The organism is Jiella marina, from assembly GCF_024359545.1.
In the GTDB taxonomy this organism is placed as follows: Bacteria; Pseudomonadota; Alphaproteobacteria; order Rhizobiales; family Rhizobiaceae; genus Jiella.
This window is the reverse complement of sequence record NZ_JAKQZG010000003.1, coordinates 369,473-388,236: the sequence shown is the minus strand read 5'-3', so window position 1 is coordinate 388,236 and position 18,764 is coordinate 369,473. Positions and strand designations below refer to the sequence as shown.

The 18,764-nt window shown below is 62.0% G+C and carries 18 protein-coding genes; 11 read left to right on the top strand and 7 right to left on the bottom strand.

The annotated features are described in order from the left end of the window. The first annotated feature begins 456 nt into the window (after nt 1-456). From MF134_RS07955 to doeB, 5 genes are read left to right on the top strand one after another with little or no spacing between them, the layout of a single operon-like run. Nucleotides 457-1,251 (top strand): aspartate racemase/maleate isomerase family protein, encoded by a 795-nt coding sequence (locus tag MF134_RS07955; RefSeq protein ID WP_255338891.1) that lies wholly within the window; start codon nt 457-459, stop codon nt 1,249-1,251. Beyond that, nucleotides 1,248-2,234, top strand: a complete 987-nt coding sequence (eutB, locus tag MF134_RS07950) for a hydroxyectoine utilization dehydratase EutB (RefSeq protein WP_255338890.1) — start codon at nt 1,248-1,250, stop codon at nt 2,232-2,234. Before MF134_RS07955 ends, eutB begins: the two co-directional genes overlap by 4 nt. Continuing rightward, complete coding sequence (gene eutC, locus MF134_RS07945; RefSeq protein WP_255338889.1) at nt 2,234-3,232, top strand: ectoine utilization protein EutC; 999 nt, start codon at nt 2,234-2,236, stop codon at nt 3,230-3,232. The genes eutB and eutC overlap by 1 nt, the downstream gene beginning before the upstream one ends. Before the next feature lie 18 nt (nt 3,233-3,250). Then, nucleotides 3,251-4,432, top strand: coding sequence for an ectoine hydrolase DoeA (doeA, locus tag MF134_RS07940; protein WP_255338888.1), 1,182 nt, complete (start codon nt 3,251-3,253; stop codon nt 4,430-4,432). 7 nt (nt 4,433-4,439) lie between these two features. Then, nucleotides 4,440-5,441: a N(2)-acetyl-L-2,4-diaminobutanoate deacetylase DoeB gene (gene doeB, locus MF134_RS07935; protein ID WP_255338887.1), complete on the top strand. Its 1,002-nt coding sequence runs from the start codon at nt 4,440-4,442 to the stop codon at nt 5,439-5,441. A gap of 86 nt (nt 5,442-5,527) precedes the next feature. On the opposite strand, the gene MF134_RS07930 is transcribed toward doeB, so the two are convergent. From MF134_RS07930 to MF134_RS07910, 5 genes are all read right to left on the bottom strand, one after another. Beyond that, a complete protein-coding gene (locus MF134_RS07930) occupies nt 5,528-7,144 on the bottom strand; it encodes a TRAP transporter large permease (RefSeq protein ID WP_255338886.1) in 1,617 nt (538 codons plus the stop codon). Between the two features lie 7 nt (nt 7,145-7,151). Further along, complete coding sequence (locus MF134_RS07925) at nt 7,152-7,847, bottom strand: TRAP transporter small permease (protein WP_255338885.1); 696 nt, start codon at nt 7,845-7,847, stop codon at nt 7,152-7,154. Between the two features lie 148 nt (nt 7,848-7,995). After that, on the bottom strand, nt 7,996-9,012 hold the full coding sequence (locus tag MF134_RS07920; protein ID WP_255338884.1) for a DctP family TRAP transporter solute-binding subunit: 1,017 nt from the start codon (nt 9,010-9,012) through the stop codon (nt 7,996-7,998). Between the two features lie 367 nt (nt 9,013-9,379). Beyond that, complete coding sequence (locus MF134_RS07915) at nt 9,380-10,729, bottom strand: sigma-54-dependent transcriptional regulator (protein ID WP_255338883.1); 1,350 nt, start codon at nt 10,727-10,729, stop codon at nt 9,380-9,382. Beyond that, on the bottom strand, nt 10,726-12,435 hold the full coding sequence (locus MF134_RS07910) for a sensor histidine kinase (protein ID WP_255338882.1): 1,710 nt from the start codon (nt 12,433-12,435) through the stop codon (nt 10,726-10,728). Before MF134_RS07910 ends, MF134_RS07915 begins: the two co-directional genes overlap by 4 nt. Before the next feature lie 469 nt (nt 12,436-12,904). Here MF134_RS07910 and MF134_RS07905 point away from each other — a divergent pair, with 469 nt between their 5' ends. The 5 genes from MF134_RS07905 (at nt 12,905) to MF134_RS07885 (ending at nt 14,933) form a co-directional block, all read left to right on the top strand. Further along, a complete protein-coding gene (locus tag MF134_RS07905; RefSeq protein WP_255338881.1) occupies nt 12,905-13,069 on the top strand; it encodes a hypothetical protein in 165 nt (54 codons plus the stop codon). Beyond that, nucleotides 13,066-13,284 carry a LysM peptidoglycan-binding domain-containing protein gene (locus tag MF134_RS07900; protein ID WP_255338880.1) on the top strand — a complete coding sequence of 73 codons (219 nt, stop codon included), beginning with the start codon at nt 13,066-13,068 and terminating at the stop codon, nt 13,282-13,284. The genes MF134_RS07905 and MF134_RS07900 overlap by 4 nt, the downstream gene beginning before the upstream one ends. After that, the gene (locus MF134_RS07895; RefSeq protein WP_255338879.1) at nt 13,281-13,697 is read left to right on the top strand and encodes a thermonuclease family protein; all 417 of its coding nucleotides are present in this window, start codon (nt 13,281-13,283) and stop codon (nt 13,695-13,697) included. The genes MF134_RS07900 and MF134_RS07895 overlap by 4 nt, the downstream gene beginning before the upstream one ends. 194 nt (nt 13,698-13,891) lie before the next feature. Beyond that, the gene (locus tag MF134_RS07890; protein WP_255338878.1) at nt 13,892-14,614 is read left to right on the top strand and encodes a collagen-like triple helix repeat-containing protein; all 723 of its coding nucleotides are present in this window, start codon (nt 13,892-13,894) and stop codon (nt 14,612-14,614) included. A 43-nt stretch (nt 14,615-14,657) separates the two neighbouring features. Continuing rightward, nucleotides 14,658-14,933: a hypothetical protein gene (locus MF134_RS07885; protein WP_255338877.1), complete on the top strand. Its 276-nt coding sequence runs from the start codon at nt 14,658-14,660 to the stop codon at nt 14,931-14,933. A gap of 79 nt (nt 14,934-15,012) precedes the next feature. On the opposite strand, the gene MF134_RS07880 is transcribed toward MF134_RS07885, so the two are convergent. Continuing rightward, complete coding sequence (locus tag MF134_RS07880) at nt 15,013-15,432, bottom strand: thermonuclease family protein (protein ID WP_255338876.1); 420 nt, start codon at nt 15,430-15,432, stop codon at nt 15,013-15,015. Nucleotides 15,433-15,448: 16 nt separating this feature from the next. Continuing rightward, nucleotides 15,449-15,628 (bottom strand): hypothetical protein, encoded by a 180-nt coding sequence (locus MF134_RS07875; protein ID WP_255338875.1) that lies wholly within the window; start codon nt 15,626-15,628, stop codon nt 15,449-15,451. Nucleotides 15,629-16,278: 650 nt separating this feature from the next. On the opposite strand from MF134_RS07875, the gene MF134_RS07870 reads away from it, so the two are divergent. Continuing rightward, nucleotides 16,279-18,729: a P-loop NTPase gene (locus MF134_RS07870; RefSeq protein ID WP_255338874.1), complete on the top strand. Its 2,451-nt coding sequence runs from the start codon at nt 16,279-16,281 to the stop codon at nt 18,727-18,729. Nucleotides 18,730-18,764: the final 35 nt, after the last annotated feature.

The following is an 18,764-nucleotide window of genomic DNA, read 5'->3' as shown; positions in this document are numbered from 1 at the left end:
CAGGATAAGAGGGTTTTTCGAAGCGAAAACGAGCCGTCGAGAAGTAGACTGCGAAATTGACCCAGCTGGCGATCCGCTGCTGCAAGTCTTCATCGACCAATGCGCGAAAGAACCCGGCGGAGGAACTCCACGGATCCGGCGCTACGACATGAGAGGATCGCAGATCGTGCAATGGCAGCGGTCTTCGGCTTTCGGTCAATACGCATTCGACATTGTTGTAATGCTTGCGCAGGGCGGGTCGACTGTCGAGCGAGCAATCTCCCATTTGCTGCGCGGTGGGCAGACGAATGGTCTGCCGCGGCCGTGAATTTCAAACGGAACGCCGTTTTGTTGCGCATGCCTGTTTTGTGCTCACATGGTAGAGCGTTCAGACGCCATGCTGACGGCGGCCCGATCCCGGAAAGGCCTGCTGCCTGGCGTATCCTCGCTGCAGTTCCTGGTAGGGAGAAGCCAGGCGTGTTCACAGAGCAGTCCTATCCGAGAGATCGACTGTCCTTCGACGGGCCTCGCCCTGCGCGGGTCGGTCTCGTCGCGCTTGCGACCGATCTGACGAGCGAGGCGGACCATGCGCGCCTCCTGGTCCGCCCCGGTCTCGAGCTCTTCGTCTCCCGGATCGCCAACGCCAATCCGGTGACACCCGACAATCTGCGTGCCATGGCGCCACGGCTCAGTGCGGCCACGGATCTGCTGCTGCCTGGAGCGGAGATCGACGCCGTGATCTTCTCCTGCACCTCCGCCTCCGTTCTGATCGGCGACGGGCCCGTCGAAGCGGCGATCCATGCTGCTCGGCCGGAGGCCGCGGCCATCACGCCCCCGAAAGCCGCGGTCTCCGGATTTCATGCCCTCGGCGTCACACGCATCAGTATGCTGACACCCTATACGTTCGAAGTGAGCCGGCCGATGGCCGCCTATTTCGAGCGAAACGGGCTGGCGGTCGATCGCCTGACGGCGCTGGAACTCGACGACGACATCGTCATGGCGCAGCTTTCCAGCGAGGCGATTGTCGAAGCCGCCGAGGCTGCGATCACGCCCGACGCAGAGGCTTTGTTCATCTCCTGCACCGCCGTGCGTTCCGTCGCCGTCATCGACAGGATCGAAGCGGCCATCGGTCGTCCGGTCGTCACCAGCAACCAGGCTGCGGCCTGGGCCTGTCTGGAAGCGCTCGGCCTCCCGGGCGGGACAAGAGCCGCGGGACGGCTGATGCGGGGCGAGACACACAAGGCAGCCGCGCTGGAAGAACCGCTGCCATGACCACCGTCACGCTCGCCGAGATCGAGGCTGCCGCGGACCGGATCGCCGGCCATGTCCGCCGCACCGACATGGACCTGTCGACCTCCTTGAGCGAGCGGGCCGGCGCGCCCGTTCATCTGAAGCACGAACACCGCCAGATCACCGGCGCATTCAAGCTGCGCGGCGCGACGAACGCGCTTCTGACACTGCCGGATGATGCCCGCGCCCGAGGCGTCGCCTGCACCTCGACGGGAAACCACGGCCGCGGCCTCGCCCATGCGGCTTCGGCGCTCGGCATGCGCTGCGTCGTTTGCATGTCGAAGCTGGTGCCCCAGAACAAGCTCGACGCGATCGCCGCGCTCGGCGCCGAAGTGCGCATCATCGGCAAGTCCCAGGACGAGGCGCAGATCGAGGTCGACCGCCTCGTCGAAGAAGAGGGCCTGACCGACATCCCACCCTTCGACCGGGCGGAGATCATTGCCGGACAGGGCACGATCGGGCTCGAAATCGTCGAGGCGCTGCCGGAGCTCGAGACGGTGCTGGTGCCGCTTTCGGGCGGCGGGCTGATCGCCGGCATCGCGGCGGCGGTGAAGGGGCGGCGGCCGCAGGCGCGCATCATCGGGATCTCCATGGAACGCGGCGCCGCCATGAAAGCGAGCCTTGATGCCGGCGGGCCGGTCGAGGTGGAGGAGCTTGCGACGCTGGCCGACTCGCTCGGCGGCGGGATCGGGCTCGACAATCGCTACACGTTTGAGATGGTCCGGACACTGGTCGACGAGGTCGTCCTGCTCGGCGAGGCCGAGATCGCAGCCGGCATCCGCCATGTCTATTTCGAAGAGCGGGAAGTGGTCGAAGGGGCGGCCGCCGTCGGCGTCGCTGCCATCCTCGCCGGCAAGGTCAAACCGACCGGTCCTACGATCGCGCTGCTTTCGGGGCGCAACATCGCGATGGATCTTCACCGTCGCATCGTGAATGGCGCAAATTCGCTGGAGGAGGCTCGCTGATGCCGGACATCACCATCGTCACCGAAGCCGATTTGCGAAAGACCATCACGCTCGACCACGAAATCGTCGACACGATCGAGGCGGCCTTCGTCGCGCTTGCGACGAAACCCGTCGCGATGCCGCCGATCATGCGCCTCGACATCCCCGAACATCGCGGCGAAGTCGACGTGAAAAGCGCGTATGTGCCTGGCTTTTCGGGCTTCGCCATCAAGGTCAGCCCCGGTTTCTTCGACAATCCGAAGCTGGGACTCCCCAGCGTCAACGGGCTGATGATGCTTCTCTCCTCGACGACCGGTCTCGTCGAGGCGCTGTTTCTCGACAATGGCTACCTGACGGACGTTCGAACCGCCGCCGCCGGCGCGGTCGCCGCGCGACATCTGGCCCGCGAAGATGCGTCCGTCGCGGCAATCCTCGGCGCCGGCGTCCAGGCGAAGCTCCAGCTCGAAGCACTCACGCTCGTCCGCCCGATCCGCGAGGCGCGCATCTGGGCCCGCAACGCTGAGAAGGCCTCGGCCTGCGCGCGCGATCTTTCGGAGCGTCTCGGCATCAAGGTCGAAGCCATGCCCGGGCCGGATGCCAAGGAGGCCGTCACCGGCGCCGACGTGATCGTGACGACGACGCCAGCCGAACTACCGATCCTGCGCGCGGACTGGCTGGAGCCCGGACAGCACGTCACGGCCATGGGCTCGGACGCCGAGCACAAGAACGAGGTGGAGCCGGCCGCGATCGCACGCGCCGACCTCTATGTCGCCGACAGCCTCGCCCAGACCCGGCGTCTCGGCGAGTTGCACCACGCCATCGCCGCCGGCATCGCAGCCGACGATCAGTCTTTCGCGGAACTCGGAGCGATCGCCGCTGGAACGCTTGCCGGGCGGTCATCCGAGGGACAGATCACCCTCTGCGACCTCACCGGAACCGGGGTCCAGGATACCGCAATCGCCACCCTCGCCTTTTCCCGCGTCGCTAGAGCCGGCAGCGGCACGAAATTTTCGACCTGAACCAGAAACGAACGCCCCATGTCAGAACCGACCCTGCGATTCTCCCGAGACGAATATGCCGAGCGCCTGAAAAAGACCCGCGCCGCGATGGCGAAGGCCGGCGTCGAGCTTCTCTACGTCTCCGATCCCTCCAACATGGCCTGGCTGACGGGCTATGACGGCTGGTCCTTTTACGTCCATCAGGGCGTTCTGGTAGGACCGCAAGGCGAGCCCGTCTGGTTCGGGCGGGCCATGGATGCCCATGGGGCGAAGCGCACCGCCTATCTCGCCCCTGACAACATCGTCGGCTATCCCGACCACTACGTGCAGTCCACCGAGCGCCATCCGATGGACTACCTGGCGACGGTGATCGCCGAGCGGGGCTGGGACAAGCTCACCATCGGCGTCGAGATGGACAATTACTGGTTCTCCGCCGCTGCCTTCCAGTCGCTCAAGACCCACCTGCCGAACGCGCGCTTCGTCGATGCCACCGCGCTCGTGAACTGGCAGCGGGCGGTGAAGAGCGCCACCGAACTCGACTACATGCGCATTGCCGGGCGGATCGTGACGAAGATGCACGAGCGCATCGCCGAGGTGATGGAGCCCGGCATGCGCAAATGCGATCTCGTCGCAGAGATCTACGACGTCGGCATCCGCGGCGTGGATGGCCATGGCGGTGACTATCCGGCGATCGTGCCGATGCTGCCCTCCGGCCCGGACGCGGTGGCCCCGCATCTCACCTGGGACGACAAGCCGCTGAAGAAGGGCGAAGGCACCTTCTTCGAGATCGCCGGCACCTATCATCGCTATCACTGCCCGCTGTCGCGCACGGTCTTCCTCGGCACGCCGCCGCAGATCTTCATCGATGCCGAAAAGGCGACGCTCGAAGGCATGGAGGCGGGCCTCGAAGCCGCCAAACCCGGTAACACCTGCGAGGACATCGCCAACGCCTATTTCGCCGTGCTGAAGCGCCACGGCATCGTCAAGGACAGCCGCACCGGCTATCCGATCGGCCTGTCCTATCCGCCGGACTGGGGCGAGCGGACCATGAGCCTTCGCCCGGGCGACAAGACCGTGCTCGAGCCCGGCATGACCTTCCACTTCATGACGGCGCTCTGGCTGGAGGATATGGGCCTGGAGATCACCGAGAGCCTCGCCATCACCGACACCGGCTACGAACTCCTTGCCAATGTGCCCCGCAAGCTCGTCGTGAAGGACTGAGGTTTCGATGGAGATGGAGCTTCCCCCCTCCCCGATCTTCGCCACGATCGACTACGATCGCGAAGGCAAGCAGCACGGCTTCCTGCGCCTGCCCTACAGCCGCGACGATTCCGCCTGGGGCTCGATCCTCACCCCCATCACTATCGTGAAGGATGGCGATGGCCCGACGGCGCTTCTGACTGGCGGCAATCACGGTGACGAATATGAAGGGCCGATCGCCCTGTTCGATCTCGCGCGTTGGCTGACGCCGGAGGCGGTCTCGGGCCGGGTGATCATCGTGCCGGCGCTGAACTATCCGGCCTTTCGCGCCGGCACCCGCACCTCGCCGATCGACAAGGGCAATCTCAACCGCTCCTTCCCCGGTCGCCCCTTCGGCGGCCCGACGGAGAAGATCGCCGACTACGTCACCCGCGTGCTCCTGCCGATGGCGGACGTCGTGCTGGACTTCCATTCGGGCGGCAAGACCCTCGACTTCCTGCCCTTCGCGGCTGCGCACATTCTGGACAACAAGGCCCAGGAGGTCGCCTGTTTCGCCGCCGTCCGGGCGTTTGGCGCGCCCTATTCGGTCAAGATGCTGGAGATCGACGCGGTCGGCATGTTCGATACGACGGCCGAGGAGATGGGCAAGGTCTTCGTCACGACGGAACTCGGCGGTGGCGGCTCGACCACGGCGCGGCTCGCGGAGATCGCCAAACGCGGCGTGCGCAACGTGCTCTGTCACGCCGGCATCCTCAAGGGCGAAGTCGAAGAGCGCCCGACCCGCTGGCTCGACATGCCGGACGACCGTTGCTTCACCTTCTCCGAGATCGACGGCATGATCGAGCCTCTGATCGATCTCGGCGATCCGGTGGTGAAGGGCCAGCCGATTGCCCGCGCCTGGCCGATAGACCGGACAGGGTCCGAGCCTTACGAGTTCTGGGCCAAGATGGACGGCGTCCTCGCCGCCCGACACTTCCCTGGTCTCGTCAAGGCCGGCGACTGCATCGCCGTCCTCGGCGTCCTCGACTGATTCCACTTCGGCGTTGTCATTTCCGGCCATCCTCGAAATGCCCGAAGCCGACAGGTCGGGCGGGCCTTCGACCCGCCCGTCGGCCTTTACCGGTTGACGATTTCCGGCCCCATCAGGGCGTTCGGAACCACCGTCGACAGGAACGGCACATAGGTGATGATGATCAGGAAGACGAAGAGCACGGCCACGAAAGGTGCCGCGGCCTTCACGACCCTGACCAGACTCATGCCCGTGATGCCGGAGGTCACGAAGAGGTTGAGACCGATCGGCGGCGTGATCATGCCGATCTCCATGTTCACCACCATGATGATGCCGAGATGGATCGGGTCGATGCCCAGCTCCATCGCGATCGGAAACACCACCGGGGCGACGATCAGGAGGAGACCGGAAGGCTCCATGAACTGACCGCCGATCAGGAGGAGGACGTTCACCGCGATCAGGAAGGTGAACCAGTTGAAGCCGTAGTCCAGCATCAGATCGGTGATCGCATCCGGGATCCGCTCGGCGGTCAGCGTGTGGGCGAACAGCAGCGCGTTGACGATGATGAACATCAGCATCACCGTCGTCTTGGATGCGTCCACCATCACCTTGCGCGTATCGTCATGGACCAGCGCCGGGAAAAAGCCCTTGCCCATGGCCGCCAGATTGCGCCCCCAGACCGGCAGGCCGGCGCCGAGCGTTCCCGGGATCGCGCTCATCCCGCCCGTCCCGCGCCAGAGCGGATAGGCGATCAGGATGAAGACGACGCCCACCAGGCCGACGATCGCCCTGAAACCGATCGTGGTCTCTCCGGCTTCACCCATGGCGAAGAAGGAGAGGATCAGCCAGACGAAGAAGAAAGCGACGGCATAGACCATGGCCTTGAAGCCGACGCGCTCGCGCGGGTCGCGGTCCTCACCGATCCAGGGAATTCCGGCGAGCGGGCCCATGTCGCGATAGATGAAGAGCGCGACGAAGCCGGAGTACACAGCCGCGACGGCCGCCGCCTCGGTCGGCGTGAAGACACCGCCATAGATGCCGCCGAGGATGATGACGATCAGGAAGACGCCCCAGCCGGCTTCCTTGCCGCCCTCGAGGATCTCGTGAAAGCCTTTCCATTCTTCCGCCGGCAGGTTCTTGCGCCTTGCCTGAACGTAGATGGCGATCATCAGCATCAGGCCGGCGAGAATGCCGGGGATGATGCCGGCGAGGAACATGCGCCCGACCGAGACGTTCACTGCGGCCGCATAGACGACCATGACGATCGACGGCGGAATGAGGATGCCGAGCGTGCCGGCATTGGCGATGATGCCGGCGGCGAACTCCTTCGAATAGCCGACCTGGCGCATGCCGGCGATGGCGATCGTGCCGATGGCGACGACCGTTGCCGGCGAGGAGCCCGACAGGGCCGCAAACAGCATGCAGGCGAGCACCGAAGCCATGGCGAGGCCACCGCGGAAATGCCCGATCGTGGCAATGGCGAGCCGGATGATGCGCTTGGCGACACCGCCCGTCGACATGAAGGCCGAAGCCAGGATGAAGAAGGGGATCGCGAGCAGCGTGTAGTTCTGGCTGGCGGTGAAGAGCTGCAGGGCGACCGAACTCATCGAGTCGCCGGAGAACAGCGCGATCGTCAGAACCGAGGCGAGACCGAGGGAAATCGCGACGGGGACGCCGAGAAACAGCAGTCCGAAGACGAGAATGAAGAGAAAACCCGTTTCCATGACCCGCTCAGTCCTTCAACGAGTTGAGGTTCTGCTGCACGAGGTCTTCCGCCTCATGCCCGGCGACGATGAGTTCTCGCCGCCCTTGCGCGATCTGGACAAACCCCTGCAGCGAACGGAAGGCGAGGAGCCCAAGGCCGATCGGCAGCATCAGATAGGCCACCCAGCGCTGGACCCGGTCCTGCAGTCCGAAGGCGTCCTGCATCCAGAGCGGATAGCGCAGCTCGTCGAGGCCGGTGCCCCGATCGAACATGAAGGTCCAGTAGCCGATGGCGCCGCTTTGCCGCCAATTGGTGGAGACGTCGGCGCCGAACCAGGCGAGCCAGCCCGCATAGAGGAGGACCACCGCATAGGCGAAAGTCGCCAGCGCGCCGAAGAGCGCGGCCGCCTTGAAAAGCGGTTTCGGAAACAGGCGGATGATCGCGTCGACTCCGAGGTGGATCCCCGTCTTCACGCCATAGGCCATGCCGAAGAGGATCAGCCAGGCGAACAGGATGCGCGTCGCCTCGAGCGCGCCTTGCCAACCGGAGTTGAAGCCGTATCGTGCGACGACCTGAAAGAAGGAGATCAGGGTGATCGCGGCCATCAGAATCGCGATCACGTTTTCCTCGAAACGGGCGACCTTTTCGGGATAGGCCCGCTCGGCCGCAAACAGCACACCCACGATCACGAGCAGCGTGATCGTCATTCCCAACAATTCCATCCTGGTGGCCTCCCCCGGTCCGCGACACGCGCGCCGCCAACCGGCCCGCGAGACGGGCCGATCGGAAACGGCTTGCTCGACCCGTTCCAGCGGCTTGCCAGGATGCCGGCCTGCCGCTGGGGTGGGTCAGTGCTACAATATCAATGGCTTAGTTCGACTGGCCGGTCGCGGCCGCCCGTTCGATGACCTCCGCACCGATGTCACCCTCGAACTGCTCCCAGACCGGCTTCATCACCCGAACCCAGGCCTGACGCTGCTCGGGCGAAAGCTCGCGGATCTTGGCGCCCGCATCCAGGATGGACTGGCGGCACTCGCCCTCCTTGTCCGCCACTTCCTGATTGGCCTGCTTCAGCGTGTCGTTGACGATCGTCACGAACTGCTCGCGAGTCTCGTCATCCATCGATTCCAGGAATTCCTGGCTGGTGATGACGCCGTAGGCGAGAAGCTGGTGGTTGGTCTCGGTGATGCCGTCCTGAACCTCGAAGAACTTCTGGGTGTAGATGTTGCACCAGGAATTCTCCTGGCCGTCGACGACGCCGGTCTGCAGGGCGCCGTAGACCTCCTTGAAGGCCAGCTTCTGCGCCGAAGCTTCCAGCGCCTCGATCATCGCCACGGCGACATCCGATGTCTGGACACGGAATTTCAGCCCTTCTGCATCCTCGGGCTGGATCAACGGCTTGTTGGCCGAGAACTGCTTCAGACCTGAAGCGATGTAACCGAGTCCCTGATAGCCTTCATCCTCGAGGGACGAGAGCAATTCCTTGGCATCGTCCGAAGCCATGTAGCTGTTCGCGGCGTCGAGGGAGGCGAACAGGAAGGGCAGGTCGTAGAGACGGAGCTGCTTGGTGTAGGCCTCGAACTTGGAGAGCGAGGGCGCCGCGAGCTGCACGTCACCGAGAAGCATCGCCTCCATCACCTTGTCGTCGTCGTAGAGCGTGGAGTTCGGATAGACCTCCATGCAGGCCTTGCCGTCCATCTGCTCGTTGATGTTCTTGGCGAGCAGTCTGGCCGCATCTCCCTTCGGATGGCCGCTGTCGGCCACGACGTGGCTGAACTTGATGACGGTCTCGCCATCGTCGCAGCCGGCCGTGTCGGCACGTGCCGCGCTGGCGGACAGAGCGACGGCGATCGCCGTGGCGGACGCGCAGAGAATGAGATTCTTCATGGTTCGTCTTTCTCTTCGGGACGGTCCCGGAGGGACCGCCGCGTGATGGATCCGATCGGCCACAGGGCCGGATCGCTCGACATCGCTTGTGTGGGAAAGAACGCCTCGTTCCATCCGGGCCAGGTGTTCACCGGCCCGCAGGGTGCGTGGCGCGATGCCTCCCGTCATCGCGACGAACCCATCGCAGCAAGCCGCGTGCCAAAGCCGAGGGCTAAACAATGGAACTCTATTTTTCAAGGAATTAGAGGGCGAAGGGCCTGCGCAGCGTGAAAGCGGCTCTGCAGCGTGTATCGTTCGCTACCCACGAAGGAGACCGGTATGTGTAGCGGGCGACACATGCCGGTGCCGTCCGATACGGCGCGCGGCCTCAACGCCTTTCCGGATAGAGCCCGAGACGCTGCATGCGATCGTAAAGTCCCTTTCGGGAGATCTGCAAGGCCTCGTAGGTCGGCTTGAGCGCGCCGCCATGGCGTTCGAGTTCAGCCTCGATGATCGCGCGTTCGTGCAGAGCCAACTGGTCGGCCAGGGAACCCTCGCCCCCTGGAACGGGCATTTGGTCCTCGTTCCGAAGCGGACCCGACCACATGCCCAACACGAACTGATCGGCGACGTTTCTCAGCTCGCGCACATTGCCCGGCCAGTCATGGGTCCTGAGATAGTGGTCGAGTTCGGCCGGGACCTCGGGAATGTCCTTGCGAAACCGCGCCCGCGCTTCGCGGGCAAGGTGAAAGAACAGCAGAGGAATGTCGCTGACCCGCTCGCGCAGCGCCGGGATCGCCAGCGTGACGACGTTCAGCCGAAAATAGAGATCGGAGCGGAAATTGCCGGCTTCGCTCGCCGTCGCAAGATCGATCTTCGTCGCAGCCACGAAGCGAACGTCCAGCTTGATCGGCTTGTTGGATCCCAGCCGCTCGATCGTCCGCTGCTCGATGGCGCGCAGAAGCTTGGCCTGAAGGTCCATCGGCATGGATTCGATCTCGTCGAGAAAGATCGTCCCGCCATCGGCATGTTCCAGCTTGCCCACCCGCGGCTTCTGGGCGCCGGTGAAGGCGCCGGGCTCGTGGCCGAAAAGCTCGCTTTCGAAGATCTCGGCCGGCAGCGCGGCGCAATTCAGTGCCACGAAGTTCTTCTCGCGCCGGGTGCTGCATTCATGAAGCGCGCGTGCGACCACCTCCTTGCCGGTGCCCGTCGCGCCGAGGACGAGGACGTCGATGTCGGTGTCGGCGATCGCCAGGATCTGCTGGCGCAGCTTCCTGATTCCCGGACTGCGGCCGATCAGTCGCCGTTCCAGCTCGTCGGCTCCGTCGAGGCTGGAGCGCAGGACCCGGTTCTCCAGCACCAGGCGACGCTTCTCGACGGCGCGCTTGGCGATCGCGGCGAGCCGCGAGACCGAAAGCGGCTTCTCGATGAAGTCGTAGGCCCCGACCTGCATCGCATCGACGGCGGTCTGCACGTCGCCATGGCCGGTGATCAGGATGACCGGCAAAGCCGGGTCGAGCGCCAGTACCTTCCTGAGAAGTTCCAGCCCGTCGATCCGCGGCATGCGGATGTCGCTGACGATCACCGCATAATCTTCCGCGTGCAGAACCGACATGAGGCCGGCAGCATCGTGGACCCTGACGTCGAAGCCTTCGAGTTCGAGGCCCTGCTGAAGCGCATCGCGCAGATCGGGATCGTCCTCGACGAGATAGAGGATCGGTTCGGTCGGAAGACTCATGACGCCATCTCCCGGACCTTCGCTTCTGGCTCGTGAAACAGCGAACTCTCCCCCTCAAATGTCATGGGACGCGACAGGCGCAAGGTGAGGAGGAAGGATGTTCCCTCGGGACCGGTCTTTTCGAGGCCGATCGACCCGTCGCAGTCACCGACGATGCTGGAGACGATCGCAAGGCCGATCCCCAGCCCCTCCCCTGTCGGCTTGGTGGTCACGAACGGGTCGAACAGCGTTTCGCGGACGGCTTCGGGTATGCCCGGACCGTTGTCGGAGACACGGATCGTGACCGAACAGGTGTCGATGGTCGCCAGTTCGATGGAGATCTGCCCCTGTCTTTCGGTCGCCTTCGCCTCCTGCGCAGACACGATCGCGTCGGCGGCATTGGAGACGAGATTGACGAAGATCTGCGACAGCCTCACCCGACCTCCCCAGACCTCGAGTTCGGAAAGTGCCGGATCGACGCGAAGCTCCACGCCGTTTCCCTTGAGACGCGGGCGCAGCAGGATAACCGCGTCGCCCAACACCGATGCCATCGCCACACGCTCCAGGCCCGAGCCCGGCTTGCGGGAAAAGCCGAGCAGCGCGCGCGACAATTCCGCCATTCGCTGGGTCAGCTGGCCGATCCTGTCGAGATTGCCCCGAACGCGATCGGTCTTGCCGGCCAGAAGGAAGCGCTCGGCGTTTTCCGCATAGGTGCGAATTGCAGCAACCGGCTGATTGTATTCATGGCTGAGCGCGGCCGACATCTGTCCGAGAGTCGCCAGCTTGGCACTGTGTACCAGACTGGCCTGGGTCTCGCGGAGCCGATCTTCGGCCGCCTTGCGCTCGGCAACCTCCATGCGCAGGCTTTCATTGGCGTTCCGCAAGGCGAGCGTACGATCGCGTATCTGACGTTCGAGCCGAAGCGCAAGGGCCCGATCCTTGCGCTGGCCCGCGATCGCCGCCTCCCGTCGTCGCAGGACGAACAGGGCCAAAGCTCCGGCAACGAGCACGAGCAGAAACGCCAGCGCCGCCGGCGCTCGGGCACTCCGCGCGATCGGCGTACTGTCCGCGAGGACATGCAGTTCCCACCCCAGCGTCGGCAATTCGCGCTTGAGGTCGATGAAATCGGCCGCCCGGGCCTCGGGCACCTCCGACAGGATGCGCTGGCGCCAGCCCGCGCGATTGCTGAGGAGAATCCGACCGTTCTCGTCGCGGATGTAGATCGGGTTCGAACTGAGCGACCAACTGGCCTCGAAGTCTTCGAATCCGACCAGGACCGCCACGAAGCCATCGAGACGGCCGTCGACACGAATGGCGGAGACGAAGGCATAGACGCGGCGACCGCCCGGCAATGTCAGGCTTTGCCGCCCGAGCACGCCGCGCCGCGCCATCGCGATCGCGGGCTCGATCGGTTCCGAGCTGTTCAACGCATCTCGGGCGGCCTGGATTTCAGCCTCTGCCGCATCAAGGAGGATCACATCGACGGCGCCGGAGAAATTCCTGATCGTGCGCAGAACGTTGCCGATCTCTTCCTCGTCCGCGGGCTGCGGCGAGGAGACGAAGCTGCGGATCTCCGCCTGACGGGCCAGAAGAGGCGCAAGCAGCAGGAACTTCTCCAATGCTCCATTGAGCGCCTGCGCCTGCAGGTTCAGTGTTTCCACAGCCTGCCGCGCGATGGCCTCGCGCGTCTGACGCGCCGCATTCTCGCCCGCGGCCCAAGCGGCCATGACCGCAATGGACAGGGCGACCACGGAAGTGACAACGCGCCATTGCCGATATTTTCGTCTGTTGGGGTGCCTCCACATGGGCGAATGAAGGCCGAAGCGAAGGGAATTGTCCAGTGGCCGCAAGGCCGCAGAAAACAGGCACTTGTGTCCGCTGGATGCTCTCGGCTCGAAAATCGCCACACCAGGCAAGGACGCGATCACTGCGCGACGCCCGTAGCAGAAAACGGGTTTCTCGGCAGGCGCTGAGACGCTTGCTCGAATGCCGGCCACCCGATCCCGCAGGCCGCAAGCGCGCTGGCTGAGGAAGGGAGATCAAAACACTTGTCGGAAAGAATGGTGCGGTCGAGAATTGGCGAATAATCACTGGTAAAACAGTCTCTTAGGCATAGGTGCGGGGCGTTTTTTGTCCGTTGAAATCATTGCGCTATTTTCAGCGTCGCCCGCACCGAAATAGATAGAGCCAGCGACCATGTCCCGAACCGAAGCGATCGACGAACCTCGAAAACTGAAAGATGCCGCGCCGCGCGAGAAGAAGGCAAGCGACGCCGTCGCTATCCTGGAAGAGGTGCTGATCGCCCACGGGTTCGCCGACGTTGTGGAGGAGCTCCGCAAGCTCGATGTGGAGTGGGCATGACGCGCGATTACCTAGTCAGGCCAGGAGACACGCTCGGCTTGATCGCGGATCGAGAGCTTGGACCGGGTAAGGGCTGGGAAGCTCTCTGGCGCCTTGAGGCGAACCGTCGTGCCATCGAAGAAGAGCAGAAGCGCCGCGGATGCCAGAAGACCATGAGCGGACCGAATTGGATCTTCCCAGGGACGGTTTTGCAGATGCCGGAGCGCCACCAGTGATACGCCCTACCCTCGTCGCCCTCGCAGTTCTGATCGCCATTCCCGCCGCGGCCGACCCTCTTCCGGTCTGCAAAGGTGGGAACCGGGAAGAGCGCCGCCTCACCTGCATCGTCGACGGCGACACCGGCTATGAGCGCGGCCTGAACTGGCGAATGGAAGCAGTCGACACGCCCGAGATGCCGGCCCACGCCGAATGCGATCGCGAGGCTGATCTTGCCGTCCAGGCGCGCGATCGGCTGCGGTCGCTCATGGGCGCCGGCTACCAGATCATCGACAGTGGCGATGTCGGCCGATATGGACGAGCAATCGTCCGCGTCCGGCTCGCCGATGGCCGCGATGCTGGCGAGGTGCTTATCAGTGAAGGGCTTGCCCAGCCTTGGCCGAACGAGGGGAATGTGTGGTGCAAATGGTGACGGACAGTGCCGTATCCGCACCGAAGCGCGTTTCTTGGTAAATAGTCGCAGCCGAAAATAATATTTTTACGCAAAGACAAGCGGAGGCTATAAAGAAGCTTCTAATTGTGACGCCGGAGCCATACGTCGCCATCGTAACACGTCAAATTTCTGGCGATCTGAGGTGCCTGAAGTTTATCCCAAAAGAGGGTTTGATGTTGCAGAGCGATCTTCTCCGCCTAGCAGGAGCTGCCACGGTTTTGCTCGGGTTCGCTGGCACAATCGGGGGTGGAGCCATTTACGCCGCCAATATCAAGAACGAGTTCGATTCGGCAAAAGCGAAGGTTGTGGCTCTCGAGGCGCAAGTTAGCGAACTTCGCCGCCAGCTCGACGCTACAGCTGAGCGTTCGGTGTTGCGCGGCGCCCCCGGAGAACGGGGGCCGGAAGGTCCAGTTGGACCACGAGGCCCGAAAGGTGATCAGGGTGTGCCAGGTCCGAAAGGCGAGCAAGGGCCCCGAGGGGAGCCCGGCTGGTCCCTAAATGAAGAAGACGTCGAACGGCTGATAGCCAAAACGTTGAAAGCACGCTCGGTATCGGACCCAACTACGCCCCTGCAGACAGCATCTTTACGGAATTCAAACGTATTTGACACGTCGCGATGCATTACTCAAGCTACGGCAAGAACTGTCAAATTCATCGATCTTCAAAAGGGCGACGAGTTTTGTGGCCCTGATGGAGAACGTCTGACGTCTTACAATGGTTTCGATCCGAACCGAGCTGGCGGAACAATGCATTTCGATACGTCTGGATATGGAGATTGGACCTGCCTCGATGGAAATAAATGCGCTTTTTCTTGGATGCGAGAACGGAAGTTTCACATTGATCGATATGCAGTCGATGCCAACGGCAATACCGTTGTTCGCATCAGATTCGAGTAGATTATTGAGGTAACACAACCGAATAGGGGTGATCCGGCATCGCATGGCCTTCGTTTTGCGAACCAGACAAGGGCGCCGGATCGAGAACGAAGGGATCGCCCTACGCGGCGCAGCGCTAGACCGATACGAAAAAGCCTGGCACGAGCTACGCGGCCAAAATGATTGGGCGGTGGCGCTTTATGAATGCCAAGACTTCGCGGATCCGGACGAAGCGGTAGCCCATGTCGCGGGCGGCGGCGGGCTGATCATCGCGCACCGGGACTCGCACGTTCACCCAACGGACCTCCTCGAGCTGCGGTGGATCCTTGAGGGCAAGTGACTGGAAACTTTCGCCTTGTATCAAACGAAGACAGTTGTTTTGAGACCGACCCCGCTCCGGCTGGGCTCTTCATATCCGCCTAGTCATAAGGCTCAGCATACCCTTCCTTGAGAAGCCACTCGTTCAGGTTCTCCTCGCCATCCCATAAGATCGCGAGGAAGCGCCCAAACTTGCCCTGTTCATCCTTGATCGTGCAGATGATCAATTCCTTGCCGTCGATGCGCTTGCGAAGGGCGTCGCGGGCCTTGAGGCCTTCCGGCCGCTCCTCGCCTCTGACTTCTGGCGTGTCGATCCCATAGAGCCGCAGGGACTCGTCATGGCGCCACGTGTGGAAGCCGAGATCGATATCGGCCCATACGGTATCACCGTCGTAGACCCGTTTGATGATCGCTTTGTAGCGGTAGAGGCCGCAATCCTCTGGTGTCCTGAAGGAACTGAGTTCCTGGGCCTGGGCCGTACCGGCCATGAGGGCGAACGCGAGAAGGGTTTGCCGGATCATGCCGACACCATATGCGCTATTCCGCCGCTTCGCGAGCCTTTGGCTTCTTTTGCGTCTCGACGGCTATGACGCTCAAGAGTTCTTCCTGTGCGATCTCGACAAGGTGCGCAGCGAACTGCAAGCCTCCGCCAGCCAAAGCTTGGCGCTCGCGCTCAAGCCCTCTTAGTCCGGCCATTGCCAAATCAGCCTTGTCCATTCCAGCCTCCCATGACAATTTTGAGGCGAGAGTGAACTATTTATTACCTCTGGTCGAGTCGCGTCCAATTGCTATGGTTTCCAACGAATGGGCCCGCCACAAGCCATTCATTCGTTCATTCCCACCAAGCCCGCGCCCATGATGGCCGCGCCCGCCCCGGGTCCATTAGATCGACGGCACGCGAGCGAAGCTGCTTGCTCCCGCATCGACAGCGGAAGAACGCCGCAGCAAGATGAATGGGAAGATCCGGTCGGCACCGCCGCGGCAGCATCGGATGCGGCACGTGAACGCAGCGCTCGCACTCGAGGCAGCGCAACTCCAGCCACCATTCGTTGCGCCGCAAATCGTCGATTGTCTGGAACACCGGCACCTCCGATGTTCCCTTTTTATTCTTCGATCCCGATTCGGGAAGGCTGGTTCGCCGCACTGTCCCTCCGCACGGCATTAGTGCTTCCGCCCATCGCCGGATCGAATAATTTTGGAAAGCTCCTCAAGTGCGATCCCAAGGAGATGGGTCGCCATTTGATAAGGCGCGGCGAGCAGCTCCGTTAAGTAATGTCAGTTTAAGACAAGCTGCCCAGCAGAACAGCCCGCTGCAGCTAGCAATATCGCCGATGGCGAGTTAGGCTCCTCGATTTCGGGGGGATGAGATGCCATTTACAAAAATCACTGGAAAACAGGAAGCAGCCATCAAGTCTGCGTTACGGGCAGGACAATACAACCTCCTGCTGGGTGCTGGCTTCAGCATGGATTCTACTAACGAACACGGCAAGCTGCCTAGTGGCGAGGCTCTCGCCGCTGAACTCTCCGCCGTGACTAAGGCAAAGAGTAATTCACTGCAACGGCTTTACGAGCTCATGACGCCGCAGCAGGTGAAGACGCACATTACAGATCGGCTTTCCTGCAGCGTCCCAGGCAAGACGGCTCGACTAATGTCTTCGTTCATCTGGAAGCGCGTCTTCACCTGGAACGTCGATGACGTGCTTGAGAACGCCTATAAAGACGGTAAGGGGCACCAGCGATTGGTGCCGAAGCACTTTAACGACATCTACACAAATCCGGCCAGCATGGAAGAGCTGTTCCTCATCCATCTACATGGATATGTTGGGCAAGCGGACCGCGGATACGTATTCTCACGCGAACAGTATCTAAACCAGATCATGAAAGTGAACCCGTGGATGACGGTGCTCACGCAATTCATGTTATCGGAACCCATGATCATCGCGGGCACCTCTCTCGACGAGGTGGACTTGGATTTCTATCTCGCCCAACGCACCAGCGAGAGCGCGCGCAATGACCGTGGTCCCTCCATCTTGGTTGCTTCTGACGGACCGTTCTCTCGCAAACTTTGCGAGAAGCATGATCTCCTGCTCTTCGATGGTTGGTCGGTTGAATTTTTCGAATACCTCAAGACGCTACTTCCGAGCGCACCCACCCCAACTGAACTCATTCCGCTCGAGGCCCGGAAACTTCTACCGGCCGGGGTCAGCAAGGCCACCGCAATGGCCTTCAATTCGGACTTCGAGATCGTTCCCGGCTCTGCTCCCCAAGCGAGTAACTCCCGTTTTATGTACGGACATATACCGAGCTGGAGCGATCTGGAATCGAACCTCGACATCACCCGTCCCATCGTAGCTGAGATGCTCCTTGAGGCTGAGAAGCGTATCGCCAACCCGCTGCACGCGAGCCGTATCATGTTTATCGGGGACGTGGCGGGTGCCGGCAAGACGACGGTGCTCAGGCGGGTTGCATTCGAACTCGCTAGGAGAGGAGTTCGAACACTTCTCTGCTCAGCTCTGAGCCGTATCGGCGCGGGCACTGCGGACGTTCTTAATCTCATCGACGATCCCGTCGTCGTCATTATCGACAACCTGGCTGAGCAGGCTACCGCCGTCGTGGACCTAGTCGCCCGTCTGAAGAAGGCCGATATTCTCTTCATCGGTGCTGAACGAGCCTATCGAGGGAACTATCTAAAGCAAGTGCTCGCCCCCGTTAACTACGACGAGATCGGCAAGCTGCCGATGTCGAGAACCGAGGCGCGCAGACTTATCGACCGTTACGTCGATGCGGGCGCCATCGGCGACCGCACCATACTCAGGCATAAGGACAAGTTTGTTCTCGAAGTGCAGCAGGATCCGATCGCGGTAGTCTGCTGCCGCATACTCAACGATTTCCGGCCACTCAACCGGATATTGGATAGCATTACGACGGACGCTGGACCAGAGGCGTTCGACCGCTACTTGGGAGCCGCCCTTGCTCAGCACTGTTTCTATGGTGGCGTAAGGTACGAAATCCTGATGAAGGCCTTCGGCACGAAGGGGTCGCGCACCCAGTTTGGACCTAGCAACCCCTTGCCGTTGGACTTCTACGACGACGCCAAGCGATTTGTCATTCCAGAGAATGCGGTTCTCGCCGAGAGCATCCTCGACCGGGTGGCAGAGCGTGATCCCGACAAGATGCTTCGCATCTTTATCGAGTTGGCAGAGGAGCTGGGCGCTTGGGTGAATCGCGAGACCATCAAGGCACGCGCCCCCGAAGCGCGTTTATCTGGACGCCTGTTTGATTTCGACGCGGTCGTGGGGAAATACCTCAAGGGCAACGCCGAGGCCTTATATGATAAAGTACAGTATGCTTGGGAGTGGAACTCGCGCTATTGGGAGCAAGTCGCCTTGCTTAACCTGGCACGTTATCAAATGACTACTAACAATACTCAGCGCATGGAATATCTGGAGAACGCTGTCACGCATGCGCGGCACGCCGTGGCTGTCGAGCACCACCCATTCCCTCTAACCACATTGGGAAAGGTACTTGTAGGGCACATGTTAGCGCCGGGCGTGAACATGCAGCCATCATTTGACGAGGCCTTTAGACGTTTGTCTGAGGCAATTGAGATCGAAGAGCGTCGCAATAGGGTTGCAGCTCAGCCCTACGGGGTAATTTTCAGTGGCGTTCTGAGCTACTTGGATGCAGGCGGACAGATGGATCACAACCAACTAGCTCGATTACAGGAGATTGTGTCCAAGGCGTCAGCTAAACTGGGCCACAATCGTGATATGCAGCAGCAGGTCATTGCAGTAAAGCAAGCTCTGACACAAAATTGAATTTATACTACTGAAGCAGTATATTCTTGTTTTCC

Bases quoted from the DNA above. Each gene is read 5' to 3' on its own strand.
- eutB (WP_255338890.1), top strand. From the start codon at position 1,248: ATGACCACCGTCACGCTCGCCGAGATCGAGGCTGCCGCGGACCGGATC.
- MF134_RS07890 (WP_255338878.1), top strand. From the start codon at position 13,892: ATGTTGCAGAGCGATCTTCTCCGCCTAGCAGGAGCTGCCACGGTTTTG.
- MF134_RS07910 (WP_255338882.1), bottom strand. From the start codon at position 12,435: ATGGCCGCTTGGGCCGCGGGCGAGAATGCGGCGCGTCAGACGCGCGAG.
- MF134_RS07900 (WP_255338880.1), top strand. From the start codon at position 13,066: ATGACGCGCGATTACCTAGTCAGGCCAGGAGACACGCTCGGCTTGATC.
- MF134_RS07870 (WP_255338874.1), top strand. From the start codon at position 16,279: ATGCCATTTACAAAAATCACTGGAAAACAGGAAGCAGCCATCAAGTCT.
- MF134_RS07930 (WP_255338886.1), bottom strand. From the start codon at position 7,144: ATGGAAACGGGTTTTCTCTTCATTCTCGTCTTCGGACTGCTGTTTCTC.
- MF134_RS07880 (WP_255338876.1), bottom strand. From the start codon at position 15,432: ATGATCCGGCAAACCCTTCTCGCGTTCGCCCTCATGGCCGGTACGGCC.
- doeB (WP_255338887.1), top strand. From the start codon at position 4,440: ATGGAGATGGAGCTTCCCCCCTCCCCGATCTTCGCCACGATCGACTAC.
- eutC (WP_255338889.1), top strand. From the start codon at position 2,234: ATGCCGGACATCACCATCGTCACCGAAGCCGATTTGCGAAAGACCATC.
- MF134_RS07915 (WP_255338883.1), bottom strand. From the start codon at position 10,729: ATGAGTCTTCCGACCGAACCGATCCTCTATCTCGTCGAGGACGATCCC.
- doeA (WP_255338888.1), top strand. From the start codon at position 3,251: ATGTCAGAACCGACCCTGCGATTCTCCCGAGACGAATATGCCGAGCGC.
- MF134_RS07905 (WP_255338881.1), top strand. From the start codon at position 12,905: ATGTCCCGAACCGAAGCGATCGACGAACCTCGAAAACTGAAAGATGCC.
- MF134_RS07920 (WP_255338884.1), bottom strand. From the start codon at position 9,012: ATGAAGAATCTCATTCTCTGCGCGTCCGCCACGGCGATCGCCGTCGCT.
- MF134_RS07925 (WP_255338885.1), bottom strand. From the start codon at position 7,847: ATGGAATTGTTGGGAATGACGATCACGCTGCTCGTGATCGTGGGTGTG.
- MF134_RS07875 (WP_255338875.1), bottom strand. From the start codon at position 15,628: ATGGACAAGGCTGATTTGGCAATGGCCGGACTAAGAGGGCTTGAGCGC.
- MF134_RS07885 (WP_255338877.1), top strand. From the start codon at position 14,658: ATGGCCTTCGTTTTGCGAACCAGACAAGGGCGCCGGATCGAGAACGAA.